This is a genomic window from Cyclobacterium xiamenense (genome assembly GCF_009467825.1).
GTDB lineage: Bacteria > Bacteroidota > Bacteroidia > Cytophagales > Cyclobacteriaceae > Cyclobacterium > Cyclobacterium xiamenense.
In genome coordinates this window covers 55,405-69,433 of the sequence record NZ_WIOK01000021.1, presented here as the reverse complement: position 1 = coordinate 69,433, position 14,029 = coordinate 55,405, and the positions used below count along the sequence as shown (strand labels likewise).

The 14,029-nt window shown below is 49.0% G+C and carries 8 protein-coding genes; 3 read left to right on the top strand and 5 right to left on the bottom strand.

What is annotated here, in order from left to right:
• The first annotated feature begins 498 nt into the window (after window positions 1-498).
• Both GCU44_RS15860 and GCU44_RS15855 read left to right on the top strand, forming a co-directional pair.
• Window positions 499-3,525: a PSD1 and planctomycete cytochrome C domain-containing protein gene (locus tag GCU44_RS15860; RefSeq protein WP_241684983.1), complete on the top strand. Its 3,027-nt coding sequence runs from the start codon at window positions 499-501 to the stop codon at window positions 3,523-3,525.
• 25 nt (window positions 3,526-3,550) lie between these two features.
• A complete protein-coding gene (locus GCU44_RS15855) occupies window positions 3,551-4,969 on the top strand; it encodes a DUF1501 domain-containing protein (protein ID WP_241684982.1) in 1,419 nt (472 codons plus the stop codon).
• A gap of 12 nt (window positions 4,970-4,981) precedes the next feature.
• Here the strand turns inward: GCU44_RS15855 and GCU44_RS15850 are convergent, their stop codons facing one another.
• The 4 genes from GCU44_RS15850 to GCU44_RS15835 all read right to left on the bottom strand — a co-directional run bounded on the left by GCU44_RS15850 (window position 4,982) and on the right by GCU44_RS15835 (window position 9,716).
• The gene (locus tag GCU44_RS15850; protein WP_154857551.1) at window positions 4,982-5,863 is read right to left on the bottom strand and encodes a bile acid:sodium symporter family protein; all 882 of its coding nucleotides are present in this window, start codon (window positions 5,861-5,863) and stop codon (window positions 4,982-4,984) included.
• 149 nt (window positions 5,864-6,012) lie between these two features.
• The gene (locus GCU44_RS15845; protein ID WP_154857550.1) at window positions 6,013-7,098 is read right to left on the bottom strand and encodes a fatty acid desaturase family protein; all 1,086 of its coding nucleotides are present in this window, start codon (window positions 7,096-7,098) and stop codon (window positions 6,013-6,015) included.
• A 379-nt stretch (window positions 7,099-7,477) separates the two neighbouring features.
• Window positions 7,478-8,758: an ADP-ribosylglycohydrolase family protein gene (locus GCU44_RS15840; protein WP_174238262.1), complete on the bottom strand. Its 1,281-nt coding sequence runs from the start codon at window positions 8,756-8,758 to the stop codon at window positions 7,478-7,480.
• A complete protein-coding gene (locus GCU44_RS15835; protein WP_154857548.1) occupies window positions 8,745-9,716 on the bottom strand; it encodes a phosphotransferase in 972 nt (323 codons plus the stop codon). The genes GCU44_RS15840 and GCU44_RS15835 overlap by 14 nt, the downstream gene beginning before the upstream one ends.
• A 136-nt stretch (window positions 9,717-9,852) precedes the next feature.
• Here GCU44_RS15835 and GCU44_RS15830 point away from each other — a divergent pair, with 136 nt between their 5' ends.
• On the top strand, window positions 9,853-12,801 hold the full coding sequence (locus GCU44_RS15830) for an FAD-binding and (Fe-S)-binding domain-containing protein (protein WP_154857546.1): 2,949 nt from the start codon (window positions 9,853-9,855) through the stop codon (window positions 12,799-12,801).
• 87 nt (window positions 12,802-12,888) lie between these two features.
• Here GCU44_RS15830 and GCU44_RS15825 read toward each other — a convergent pair whose 3' ends face one another.
• Window positions 12,889-14,004 (bottom strand): Gfo/Idh/MocA family protein, encoded by a 1,116-nt coding sequence (locus GCU44_RS15825; protein WP_154857544.1) that lies wholly within the window; start codon window positions 14,002-14,004, stop codon window positions 12,889-12,891.
• Between the last annotated feature and the right edge of the window lie 25 nt (window positions 14,005-14,029).

The window sequence follows — 14,029 nt, the reverse complement described above, 5'->3', positions numbered from 1 at the left end:
GGCTCCAACATAACTAAATAAAATATAACATGCAATCGGTTTCATTCATAGAAAGATTCTTTCGAATGAAAAAATATATTTTTTAGGAGTATAACTATAAGAAAAGTCAAAATAATATTTTTTAAATAGGCCAAGAAAAAATTCGTTTTGAAATTGCCCTAGCCAATACAGGTTATGATTCAAAATATGGTATGGATTTTTGGCAACGTTACTTTATAAAATAAAATATTCCATGGACGTAACCGGATAAAATTCGCTGGTACATAAATTATCGAATAAAAAACGATACACCGCGATCATTTAAAATTCTTCTGCATATACCATGACACAAATAATCGGTGAAATTATCTCCCCTGTAGATTGCCTTTCCCGTCCTTCTTATATTGGGTGGTTTGGATATGTCCATCCCGGACTTCCTCGAAAAACAGTTTAAGCCATTGAATTTCCTGAATTTTTAAGTAGATTTAGAAGAAAAATAACGGAATAGTAGTAAACGGTATGGTATCCTGTTGCGCCTTAAAAAAATGTCTATCGTTCTTCTCAAGCTGCATTGTAATCCTTTTTGCAGGGCAGGCGATGCTCTCTTGCCAATCGCAGGAACGAGAAAACCTACCCAAACAGGTAGATTTCAACTACCATATCAAGCCTATACTGGTGCAAAAATGCTACCTCTGCCATGGTCCGGATCCCAGTAGTAGGGAAGCGGGACTGCGCCTGGATTTGGCGGAAGGCGCAACAAAGCTATTGGAGAGTGGCCTGAGTGCCATTGTTCCGGGGTCGGCCGCTAAGAGTGCGCTAGTTCATCGCATTACTGAAAGTGATCCGGAGTTAAAAATGCCCCCACCTGCTTCCAAACTAGAACTAACGGCGGTAGAAATCGAGTTGCTAAAAAAATGGATCAATCAAGGGGCCGTTTACGAGCCCCATTGGTCGTTCATTCCTCCGGTAGTTTCCGCTGCCCTGCCTTCCGATGAGTCACTGTCCAGTCAAATTGACCTCCACCTGAATCAAAAAATGGACAGCAAGGGGCTGAAACCGGGTGCTCCTGCCTCGAAATACCAGTTGATTCGTCGGCTTTCTTATGTACTGACCGGCCTGCCACCCGAACCGGAGCGGGTACACGCATTCGTAGCGGATGAGCGAGACGAAGCGTTCGAGTTATTGGTGGAAGAATTCCTCAATAGCCCCGCCTTTGGTGAAAAATGGGCAAGCCATTGGATGGATGTGGTTCGCTATGCGGAAACCCGGGGACACGAATTTGACTTCGAGATTCAGGGTGCCTGGAGATTCCGGGATTACCTGATTCGGGCGATCAATTCGGACGTCTCCTATGCGCAGCTGGTACGGGAACAATTGGCAGGCGATTTGATTCAGGAGCCGCGCTTGCATCCAGAAACGGGAGCGAACGAATCGGTTCTCGGAACCTTGTTTTTGACCATGACCGAGGGCACGCATAGTCCGGTAGATACGAAAAAGGACGAAGCCGACCGGATAGACAACATGGCCGATGTGATCGGAAAGAGTTTTCAGGGATTAACCGTCGGCTGTGCCAAATGCCACGATCATAAATTTGATCCGATTCCCGCCACAGATTATTACGGCCTGTACGGGGTATTGGGGAGCACCCGATTCAGCCCAATTGCGGTGGGAAACTACCAACAAAAAGCAGCAACGATGCAGGAAGTGCACCGGCTTAAAAAGGAGCTACGGGAGATGATCGCCAATTCCTGGGAGGAATCTACCAAGGATTCCGTGCCTGTACTTTTGGCCAGTCAACAAGGAGCAGTCGCTGCTTCGCGCGATGGAGGAGAAGCGTTAGGTAAGGTTATCGGCGATTTTAGGGGATCGGATTTTGATGGCTGGAAGGCCGATGGTTGGGCATTTGGAGAGGGAACCACCCTCGGAGACCCGCAGCTGGATCCCAAAACCGGTCGGCTTATCGCATTGAAAGAAGGGCTTGCTTCTTCCAGAAAGTTTGGTACGGGAATTTTTGGAGCACTTCGTTCTCCGAATTTTTCCATTGACCGCCGTTATTTAGCCGTACGGGCACGGGGGACGGGTGGCAGCATCAGGATTATCATGGATAATTTTCAGCTAATCAGCTACCCGATATATGGGGGACTGGACCAAAAGGTCAACGATGAAGAATGGCAAAATTATGTGTTTGACCTCGGCGATTGGCAGGGACACGATGCCTACATTGAGCTGTTGCCGGGATCCTTTATTCGCCATACGTATCATCAGGACCCCGAAGCCTACATAGAGGTGGCCTACGCCACTGCTTCAGACGAGGAATGGTTTCAGCCAGAAAGCCCGCCTGGCTATTATTCTCCGGCAAACCTGATACCCGTCGCGGTAGACCTCTGGAAAGCCGGAAAAAGTACAGCCACGGACATTAACTTACTCAACGGACAGCTGGAGTCCGGAAAACTCAAACGTCGTTTTCCGGATGAAGTGAAAACCCAGCTGACAATGGATTTATTGCTGGCACAAGTCAGGGACAGTTTGTTTATACAGGGAGTTTCTGAGGGTTTCGCCAGAGAAAGTCCGGTTTTCATACGGGGTAACCACCTGGAACCCGACAGCAAGCCCGCTCCCAGAAGTTTCCTTTCAGCAATTTTGGATTGGCAACAACCGATCCGGGACGCCGGCAGTGGTAGAAAAGAAATGGTCGAAACCATCCTGCACCCGGACAATCCACTCACGGCCCGGGTCATGGTCAATCGCCTTTGGCACCATGTGTTTGGAAAAGGTCTGGTCGAAACGGTGGACAATTTTGGGCTTCAAGGAAAACTCCCCAGTCATCCCGAGCTTTTGGACCGGTTGGCCCTTGCCTTCCGGGAAGAGGATTGGTCGGTGAAAAGCATGATAAAATCCATGGTGCTAACGGAGGCCTTTCGGCGAGGTACTGCAGATGTCAACGAAGAGAGGGATCCGGAAAATACGTATTTAGCGCATTATCCGGTGCGGCGCTTGGAGGCCGAAGCCATTCGAGACGGCTTGTTGCAGGTTTCGGGCTCCCTGGACCGACGTATGTTTGGTCCTCCGGTACCCGTACATTTGACCGAATTCATGCAAGGCAGGGGTAGGCCGGCAAAATCCGGGCCGCTAGACGGTGATGGCAGGCGTTCTGTTTACCTGGAAGTCCGCCGGAATTTTCTGGATCGGATGATGACCACCTTTGATCGACCCACACCCTTTACTACCTTCGGCAACAGGGATGAGACCAATGTGCCGGCCCAGTCCCTTTTTCTGATGAACGATCCATTTGTGGCACAGCAGGCCGAATTGTTCGCGAAACGGCTACTCCAAGGAGCCCATCGACCCACCGACGAACGCATACAGGAGGCCTACTTCCGGGCTTTCTCCCGACCGCCCTCTGCCGCAGAGGTCGAGCAGGGAAAGGCTTTTCTCCAGGAGGCAAGCCGATCGGTAGGAATCGATCCGGCCGCCGGTGATCTTCCCGCTTGGAAGGAGTATTGCCATGCCTTGTTTAATACGAAAGCATTTATTTATTTATTGTAAGCACATGCATCACCATCGTCCAGTTTTGAATAAACAACTCAGTCGCCGGGAAATGTTGCGGATTTGCCGGGGCGGATTCGGATCGCTCGCCTTTATGGGCTTGTTGGGTTCTGTTAGCTCCGCCTGCAAGTCGGAAGACCCGCGTTCCCGCAGTTTGCTCAGCCAATTGGCCACCACGCCTCATTACCTACCCAAGGCAAAAAATGTAATTTTTTTGTACATGGACGGAGGCGTTTCTCAGGTGGACTCCTTTGATCCCAAACCCAGGTTGGCAAAAGAAAACGGCATGGACCCGACCTTCAAGATTGATGCGACGCAGTTTAATAACAACGGGAAACTCCTAAAGAGTCCCTGGGAATTTAAGCAGTATGGGGAGTCTGGCATGGCCGTGAGTTCGCTCTTCCCCCATATCGCCAGCTGTGTGGATGACTTGGCGCTGATTCGTTCCATGGTGTCCAACTTTCCAGAACATACCAATGCCAATTATTTTCTGCACACGGGCAGCGGGCTACAAGGCAGACCCAGCATGGGTGCCTGGATCAATTATGGACTGGGTTCCGAAAACAGCAATTTGCCGGGTTACGTGGTATTGGATGGTGGCCTGGTACCGCCGGGAGGGGTAGACAATTTCAAAAACGGCTTTCTTCCGGCAGATTACCAGGCCTCGATCATGAAAACAGGAGATACGCCAGTAGCAAACATTCAGCCCGACAGCAGCATGGCTGGTTTTCAGCGGGACAAACTCGACTTTATACAAGCCATGGATCGGGAAAGCGAGGACAAATCGCAGGAGGTAGAGGCAGCCATTAAGAATTACGAGTTGGCCTACCGCATGCAGTCGTCGGTGCCGGAGCTCAGCGAATTCGCCGCCGAAAGCAAGGCTACCCAACGGTTATATGGCCTGTTTGACAATGACCCCAATACCCGGAGCTACGGCGCCCAATGCCTAATGGCGAGAAGGCTGGTGGAACGTGGGGTACGATTTGTGGAGTTAACCTGTCCCTATCAAAAAGGAATCGATCGCTGGGACCAGCACAGTGGACTAAAAGACGGGCACGAGCGGAATGCACATGCCGTAGATCAGCCCATTGCAGGGCTACTCAAGGATCTGAAATCCAGGGGACTGTTGGAAGAGACACTGGTGGTTTGGACGGGTGAATTTGGCCGTACGCCCTTTGCCCAGGGGAAAGATGGCAGGGACCACAATCCATCTGCCTTTAGCATGTGGATGGCGGGTGCCGGCATCAAAGGGGGAACCATTTTTGGCCGCACGGACGATTACGGATACCGGGTCGAAGAAAATCCGGTTAGCATACACGATCTACATGCCACCATTCTTCATTTGTTGGGCGTAGACCACAAACAATTGACCTATCATTTTGGCGGAAGGGATTTCAGATTGACCGACGTTCACGGCCATGTGGTGAAGGATGTGCTGATCTAGATTGGTTTTTGCCTACCCCTTCGCCTGGACCAACCGATCCTTATTCATGCTCCCTGATAGAAATACGATCAGGATAGAAGCCATAAACATAATCAAGCTGTAAATTACCACCGGTATAGCCATTGCTGAATTTTGCAATAGGGTAGCTGCAATCATGATACCCAGCGTGCCATTCTGTATACCGGATTCGATGCTAATGGCTACTTGTTGTCGGGGGGGAAGTGCCAATAGCCGAGCCAAAAGCAGCGATAACCCAAATGTAAGTATATTCAAAAGCAAGGTTACGGGACCAGCCTGGGCGAAGAACTCCCGTATTTGGTCTTTTTCATTTAGGATTGCTCCTCCTACGACAAGAACGAAAAACACAATGGAAGCGACCCGAACCGGACGATCCGCCTTTTGGGTTAAACTAGGGAAGCGATTTTTAAGCCACATACCAATGGCTACCGGAACCAACGTTACCCCCGTAATTCGGAGCACGGAAGGTATAAATGGAAGAGATACGCTGCCAGCTTCGCCAAAATATGCAATGGAAAGATTGACTAATAAGGGAATGGTAAAAACGGTAATGATGGAACTCATAGCTGTCAGGCTAATGGACAAAGCGGTATCGCCTTTACTCAGGTGAGTAATTAGATTCGAAGTAGGGCCGCCTGGGCAGCAAGCGATTATCATAATTCCTACGGCCATCGTTCCTTCCAATCCGAAACTCAAGACCAAAGAAAACCCCAGTACGGGCAATAGTACCAACTGGCAAAACAGACCCAGAACCATGGCTCTGGGATAGGTGAAAATGTTTTTAAAATCGCTAGTAGATAAGCTTAGTCCCATACCCAGCATAATAAAAGCTAAGGCAATAGGTAAAAAGACAGCGGCTATCAGGTTGCTTTCCATTTGGGTCTATCCGATGGTATACTTACTTCCTCCGAATATAAGTAGGCTACGGGAGACTGGCAAATGGTGTAGTGAAAATGATTGACCCCACCTTAGGGAAGTGGCATGCACTCCATTATGTATTACTGCTGTATATAACCCGAATCTATCTAAGCCAGCTGTTTTTTTCCCGCTTTTTTCAGAAAGTTGTAATGCGATTTGAGGGCTGATGCGAAGCTTGTATTTTCGTGGTAGGGCAATCCAAATTCCAAAGAAGTCTTTTTAACGATTCCCGAGATTTGCGGGTAATGGATATGGCAGATTTTTGGAAAAAGGTGATGCTCCACTTGTAGGTTCAGACCACCACATAAAAAGGTGGTCAACCGACTATTTCTTGCAAAGTTAGCAGTGGTTTTCAGCTGATGCTCGGCCCAGGCTTCTTCTATATTTTTATTTTTTTCAGGATCTGGTAGAGAGGTTTGTTCCACTAGATGCGCTAGTTGAAATACCAGGCCGATAACCAACCCCATAGCCAGATTAAGTGCCAAAAAGCCAATTAGAAATTGCCACCAGGTAATGCTCATTACCAGCAAGGGTAGGATGATGAAAAGGCTATAGTACATCAGTTTGTACGAAAACAGCTTGACGTACTCTATTCTCGGATGGTTGCTCTCATGTTGGCCAATTTTCTTCTGGAAAAACTTTTTGTAGTCTTTCTTAAAAAACCAGGACACGGAGGCTAGCGAATACAAGAAAAAAGCATAGATGTGTTGATAGCGATGGATCGGGTGATGTTTTTCCTTTTCTGAAACCCGTACAACCCCGGGCGCTATCTCCAGGTCGCCGTCGTGCCCTACAATATTGGTGTAGGTATGGTGGATTTTATTGTGAGTGATTTTCCAAATATACACGTTGGCACCGATGATATTAAAAATAAAACCAAGTGTATTATTGACCCATGGCTTGGATGAATAAGAACCGTGAAGTGCATCGTGACAAATATTAAAGCCAATAAAAGCCATGTTCATGCCAAGGGCGATAGCGAGCAAAAGGGATACCCAGGAAGGAAATACTTCCAGTAAAATGGCCAGGTATAGCAACACAAAAGAGACCAGGTAGATGATGGTTTTCAGCACCATGGCCCCATTTGCTTGTTTTGTCAGTCCATTGGACTGGAAATAATCGTTTACGCGTTCTTTTACGGTTGTAAAAAAGCCTGAATTGGTTTTATCGACGAATTTAAGAGGTAAGGGCATACTAATGATTTTTGTCCTTTTTAGAATGATTGGTATTTCTTATATGATAATAACAAAATATATTACTAAATAATTTAAAAAATAAGAAAATTTTAAAAAGTAATGTGGAACAATTCCACGGCTATAGCCTCAAATTTTTTGCCATACTTTTTGTTAGTTCATGCGATTCGCCAGGGCCAATGCCGGTTAGGATTCGTCCATAGTGCCACGTTACGCGTTCTTGATTTTCCGTGGTAATGAGCGTTAGCAAAAGCAGTCTGCTTCTCCCTGAACGCCCGCCAGGTTCTCAGCCAGGAACGGTTTTTCTTTCTGAGATGCCAGTCCGGCGTATGGCGCTTGTAGTCCCGGGGGCACAATTCGGAAAATTCTATGCGAAAGCCTATTTTGGTGCGGCATATAGGGAAAGGATATGGTTGGTTTGGGTTTCGGCCAAGGCATGCAGGTCGATATCGAGTAGGTTTTTGTTCACGTCAACCACCCGCGTTTTCATCGCATCCGGAAGGTTTTCGTACCCATGAAAAGCCCCCAAAATTCCTCCCAGAATCGCCGCCGTGGTATCGTTGTCCCGCCCATAATTGACCAGGAAGGTGAGGCTGTCCCGAAAGTCAAAATCCGCAACCAACATGGCGGTTAGTACCTGCAAGTGAATTTCTCCGGCATGGAAGGGCATGTCTTGCAGGTGCTTGTCCAGTAGGACAAAGGCTTGTTGCATGGCACTGTTTTTGGCGGATGCTTCACCCGGTAGGTTTTTTTCCGGCGCGGAAGCCGCATGTACGGTTTCGGCAATTTCTCGTGCAATCTCCAGGATCCGGTAGCTACTTCGACCTACCAGTCGGCTTTTAAAAAACGATTCCGGATCTACGGATCGAAGCACGTCCAATAATTTTGTTTTGTCGCCATTGGCAGTCATGGCCGCTGCCGTCATGGCCGCCGATAAGGCACTGATATCCTTGGCATAGCCAATATCGTACAAACTCAACCGATAGGCCTGTTCATAGGCCATCTCTGGCTGGCCTGGATAGCGAAGGCCGATCGCAGGCGCATACAACAGGCCGGCACAGACCATTTCTCCCCCATAAAATTTGCCCAGTGCTTGCTGGTAGCCCATCAGGTCTTCGTTCAGGATCGGTTTAGATACCTTGTACCACTCCTGCAGCCATAAAACCCGCAGGTTGGCGTATTCCAGGGCTTCGGTTTGTTCCGGCCTAAGTGTTTGAAAATCCGAAAAATAGGCTTCGTACTCCCGGACGATGTGTCGTGAAAACGCCGTGGGGTCCAGTTCCCGTGTAGGTTGCGTCTCCAGGTATTCGAATACGAGCTTTTTCCAACGGGTATCGTCGGTGGTCCCTCCGGCGGGTAGATTGACTTTCCAGGTTCCTTCCGGGGAGACTTCCCGTACCATGGAATCCAGATCGTCTACCCAGCCATAGGTCCGATCGATGGACTCCCTGTCCCACATCTCTGTGGGGGCGCCCATGGCGTCACCAATGGCGCTACCCACCAGCATTCCTTTTACTTTATTTGCCAGTTCCTCTTCACTGAGGGGTAAGGGCAAGGGGGAGTCTTCAGATTGATCCGTTTGATGTTCTGTGGGATCCGAAGAGCAGGCCTGCATTGATAAGATCAAGAGAAAGAATAGTAACCGATTAAAATGCGTCATGAAGGATCAGTTGGATGGCATGATGGGCGAATATTTCTTTTTCTTCCAGGGATAAGTCCAGCGGCAATTGTGCCAGTCCAAAGAGTCTGCGGAGAATTTCTATTCCGGTAAAAGCAGCCAGCCGGGCTTCATCCAAGGGATACGACTCCCGAAGACTCTTGAGACGGTCTTCCGGTACTCGGGCAAGGTGCAAATGAGCCAGCATTACCGCCAGGTCAAACTCGGGATCTCCCAAAAAGGCAAATTCGGTATCAATGATTTTCAATCCCCCAGGGCTGGAAAGCCAGCTTCCCGGATAAAAGTCGCCGTGTATCAATTGTCTTCCTGGGGAAAGGTACCGCTCGCCCAATTGGGTTACTTTTGCGATCAACGCCGGGTCTGTTTTTATCATCCGGGATAATGGCTGCAAGCCGGGTTGAATGCCATCCAAATCGAAACCATTTTCCTCCTGAAAGGGAAGTACAAAAATGTGTTGGTGATTTAATGCGCGCATGGCCCGGTTTTCCGGAAAAGCCTTTACTTCGAGTTGGTGTAGTGCTTTAAGGTAATTCAGCAAATCTTCGGCCAGGGCTTCGGTGAGTTGATCGGGCTGTTGGTAGATTTCCAGGTAATCTGCTCCCTGCTCCACAAACTCCATGGCGAGAAGCCAGGAATCCGGATCAAATGCGATGATTCGTGGAGAATAGCCGGCTAAATCTGTCTGGCTTGCCAGACATTGGTAATACTGATATTCGATGCCTGTTCGCTCCGGAGGGGCCGGTACTTGGGGGTATTTGGCCACATAGGGTCTGGATTGCTTTAGAATAATGGTTCGCTTGTCGGTCGCAACCGCCAGGGTGACGTTCATGTTTCCTTCCCCAGCTTTTCCGCTGGAGCGCACCGATTCATCCGGATGCAGAAATCCTCTTTTTCGCAGGTAGTCGATATGATCTTGGGTCAATGGTGCTTGTAGCAGCATCTGAAATGGGGTGTAATTCGTCGTTGGCTTCGTTTCTTAAAAATAACCACCATAATTGGTTCTGGCCTCATCACTCGCGAAATAAAAATCCCGGGTAGCTGTTCATTCCTATTGTTAACTGTCCTATTTTTGGGCCATGAGTAAAACGACAACGGAATTTGCCCCGCTTCTGCGCCAATTGGGCAAGGAGCTGGATGGGGAACTGCATTTTGACAGCTTGATGAAAACCTTGTATGCCACGGATGCCTCGGTCTACCGATCCTTGCCGCTGGCAGTAGCTTTGCCAAAAACATGCAGTGATCTGAAAAAACTGATCCGTTTTGCGACAGAAAACGGTACCTCCCTGATTCCGCGTACCGCCGGTACCTCTCTGGCTGGTCAATGCGTGGGTGAGGGCATTGTGGTGGACGTCTCCAAATACATGAATAAAACCGTCGAGTTTAACAAGCAGGAGGGATGGGTTCGTGTACAACCTGGAGTCGTCCGTAATGAATTGAACAACTACCTCAAAGAACACGGGTATTTTTTTAGTCCCATTACCAGTACGGCTACCCGGGCCATGATCGGTGGAATGGTGGGGAATAACAGTTGCGGAACCACCTCCATCGTCTACGGAAGTACCCGGGAACACGTGCTCGAACTTAAGGTCCTGTTGAGCGATGGGACGGAGGCGGTTTTTAAATCCATGAGCCCTGCGGATTTCGAATTAAAATGCAAGCAAGATAACCTGGAAGGAGCACTCTACCGCCACATACGGGAAGAGCTTAGCAAGCCGGAAGTACAACAAAACATTCGGGAGCATTTCCCCAAGGCGGCCATACACCGCCGAAATACGGGATATGCCCTTGATTATTTGCTGGAATCCCAGCTGTTTTCGGAATCCCAAAATCCATTCGATTTTTGTAAATTGCTTTGCGGGTCGGAGGGTACACTGGCCATCACCACGGAGATAAAAATCCACCTGGATCCACTACCTGATCCCTTTGATATCGTAGTGGCAGCGCATTTTGATAGCATCCACGACAGCATGAAGGCAGCGCAGGTGGCCATGAAGCATGCACCCACCGCAGTAGAGTTGATGGATAAAATCATCCTGGACTGTACCAAGGAAAATGTCGAACAAAGTCGAAACCGGGATTTTGTCGAGGGAGACCCCAAAGCCATTCTCATGGTGGAATTTCGGGGAAAAACCATCGAAGAGGCCAAAACACAAGGATTGGTTTTTGTGGACGCCTTAAAAAACGCCGGTTTAGGCTATTCTTTTCCCGTCATTGGCCCGGATCGGACCAACAGTGCCTGGCAGTTGCGCAGTGCGGGCTTGGGGCTGCTTGCCAACATTCCCGGTGACAAAAAAGCCGTAGCCTGCATCGAAGATACCGCTGTGGCGATAGAAGATCTGGCAGACTATATTGACGAGTTCGCCGAAATAATCAAGGAATTTGGGCAGGAACCGGTTTATTATGCCCACGCTGGCGCCGGCGAAATCCACTTGCGCCCCATCCTGGATCTGAAAAAGGCCAGGGATGTGGAGGAATTTTACCGGATTAGCGAAGCCAGTGCCAAGCTGGTAAAAAAATACAAGGGATCCCTGAGCGGGGAACACGGTGACGGCCGGGTGAGGGCTGCCTTTATTCCCATGATGGTCGGTCAGGAAAACTACGATCTATTTAAGCGATTGAAAGCTACCTGGGACCCCAACGGAATATTCAACCCTGGAAAGATTGTGGATGCACCGCCGATGAATACTTCCCTTCGCTACGAACCGGAAATGGTAACCCCGGAGTTTCCGACAAAATTTGACTTTAGCAATGTAGGAGGCATTTTGCGCATGGCCGAAAAATGCAATGGATCGGGGGATTGCCGCAAACTGCCAAATTCCGGTGGAGGTACCATGTGTCCCAGTTATCAGGCCACCCGCTACGAAAAAGATACCACCCGCGGACGGGCCAATACCTTGCGGGAATTTCTGACCAATAGCCGAAAGGAAAATCCTTTCGATCATCCGGAAATCAAAGAGGTGATGGATCTTTGCCTTTCCTGCAAAGGCTGTACCTCCGAATGCCCCTCCAACGTGGACATGTCCACGATGAAAGCAGAATTTCAGTACCAATACCAAAAGACCAATGGGGTGCCGTTACGGTCCAGGGCATTTGCGTATATCAACAAACTAAACGGTCTGGGAAGTATGGTTCCGGGTATATCGAATTTTTTTCTTACAAACGCTGCATTTGGAGGTGGATTGAAAAAGTTTTTGGGCGTAGCCCCGCAACGAACCTTACCGACAATCAGCAAGCAGTCCCTTAAAAGTTGGTACAAAAAGGAGTACCGAACGCTTTCAGGCAGACCCATCATCAAATCGCTGTATTTTTTCTTCGACGAATTTACCAATCACAACGACACCGAGATCGGCATCAAAGCCATCACGTTATTGCGCCACCTGGGCTATGAGGTGAAGATGGTAGATCATGCGGAAAGTGGGAGAGGGGCCATCTCCAAAGGCCTGTTGGATTATGCACAAAAAATGGCCGAAGCAAACGTTGCCTTGTTCGCTGACCTGGTAAATGCAGACAGCCCCTTGATTGGTTTGGAACCATCGGCCATTCTGAGCTTTAGGGACGAATACCCTCGTCTGGTGAACAAAAGCCTTCGGGAAAAAGCCAAATCGCTTAAATTTCATTGCGAAATGATCGATGAGTTTTTAGCGAAAGAAATTATTGCTGGAAATATCGGTCCCGATGCCTTTACCTCGGAAGCCAAAATCGTCCACCTGCACGGGCATTGCCATCAAAAGGCCCTTTCTTCGGTGAATTATACCAAGAAGCTGCTTGAACTACCTGAAAACTACCGGGTTCAGGTGATTCCTTCCGGTTGTTGTGGGATGGCAGGATCTTTTGGCTATGAAAAAGAGCATTACTCGCTGAGCATGCAGATTGGCGAGATGGTATTGTTTCCTGCTGTCCGCGCTGCGGAAGCAGACGCATTGATCGCTGCGCCCGGTACAAGTTGCCGGCATCAGATTTCCGATGGTACGGGCAAAAAAGCACGGCACCCTGTTGAGATTTTATACGCAGCGGCCGGCTTGTAGTGAGCTGCGCCTTTATGCACAAAAAAACCCGGAATTCAAGTATTCCGGGTTGAGGGTTGGTTAGGAAAGGAAATAGCTTTTCTCCACCTAACTGTTGAGCGTAAATGCAGGGAGCGGGATGATGGCGCCGCCTTTCATGGCGGATTCGTGCGCCAAAATCCCCACGCACGTGATGTTTGCCGATTGGCGGGCATCGGGATAAGGCGCCCGTCCTTCCTGCAATGCGGTGACAAATTCGTGAACCAAATGCGGGTGCGAACCACCATGCCCTGCACCTTGAATAAAGGATAGGTGTTGGTTATCGTCCGAGTCGTATACGCCCGCGGTCGTGAAGGAGGAAATTTCTTCCGGTAGTAAGTGGGCATAGTCCGGTACTTTCACTCGTTCTGGCTTTTCACCGGTATGAACGACGGGATCCTCGTGTTCAATCAGCGTCCATTCGAAGGATTTCTCCGAACCGTACGCGTCAAAGCTTTCCCGGTATTGCCGGGCTGTGTTGAACAGTGAGCGGGTAACCTCAGCGGACAGATCGGAATCTTTCAGTTTGATATGGCAGGTTTCGATGGCGAAGGGCGAGCCGTATTTTTCGATTAGGTTTTCGTCAATTCTACCCGAACCAAAGCAGGATACGTATTCTGCTTGCCCTTTAGCCAGCGCCAAAACGGGACCTACGCAGTGCGTGGCGTAATGCATGGGGGGTAAGCCTTCCCAGTACCCAGGCCACCCGGCCATTTCCTGCTGATGACTGGCACGAAGAAATTGCAACTTGCCCATTTCGCCTTTTTCGTACATTTCCTTGACAAAAAGAAATTCCCGGCTATAGATAACCGTCTCCATCATCATGTAGGTCAGGCCGGATTTCTCCGTTTCCTCTACAATTTGCCGACATTCTTCGACTGTGGTAGCCATGGGCACGGTGCAGGCTACGTGCTTTCCGGCCCGCAATGCTTTGAGGGATTGCTCGGCGTGTGCCTGAATGGGCGTGTTGATATGGACGGCATCAATGTCCGGATCCTTTAGCAATTCATCGTAATCGGTATACCGTTTTTCGATACCGAATGCATCGCCGATTTCGTTGAGTTTTGCTTCGTTTCGCTGACAGATGGCATACATATTGGCCCCGGGGTGTTTCCGGTAGATGGGGATAAATTCTGCGCCAAATCCAAGCCCGATGATGGCGATATTGAGTTTTTTATGGGTCATAATAGGTAAAATTTATGGTGATGCA

Coding starts and splice junctions, on each gene's coding strand:
- GCU44_RS15835 (WP_154857548.1), bottom strand. CDS start 9,716: ATGCTGCTACAAGCACCATTGACCCAAGATCATATCGACTACCTGCGA.
- GCU44_RS15830 (WP_154857546.1), top strand. CDS start 9,853: ATGAGTAAAACGACAACGGAATTTGCCCCGCTTCTGCGCCAATTGGGC.
- GCU44_RS15860 (WP_241684983.1), top strand. CDS start 499: ATGGTATCCTGTTGCGCCTTAAAAAAATGTCTATCGTTCTTCTCAAGC.
- GCU44_RS15840 (WP_174238262.1), bottom strand. CDS start 8,758: ATGACGCATTTTAATCGGTTACTATTCTTTCTCTTGATCTTATCAATG.
- GCU44_RS15845 (WP_154857550.1), bottom strand. CDS start 7,098: ATGCCCTTACCTCTTAAATTCGTCGATAAAACCAATTCAGGCTTTTTT.
- GCU44_RS15825 (WP_154857544.1), bottom strand. CDS start 14,004: ATGACCCATAAAAAACTCAATATCGCCATCATCGGGCTTGGATTTGGC.
- GCU44_RS15850 (WP_154857551.1), bottom strand. CDS start 5,863: ATGGAAAGCAACCTGATAGCCGCTGTCTTTTTACCTATTGCCTTAGCT.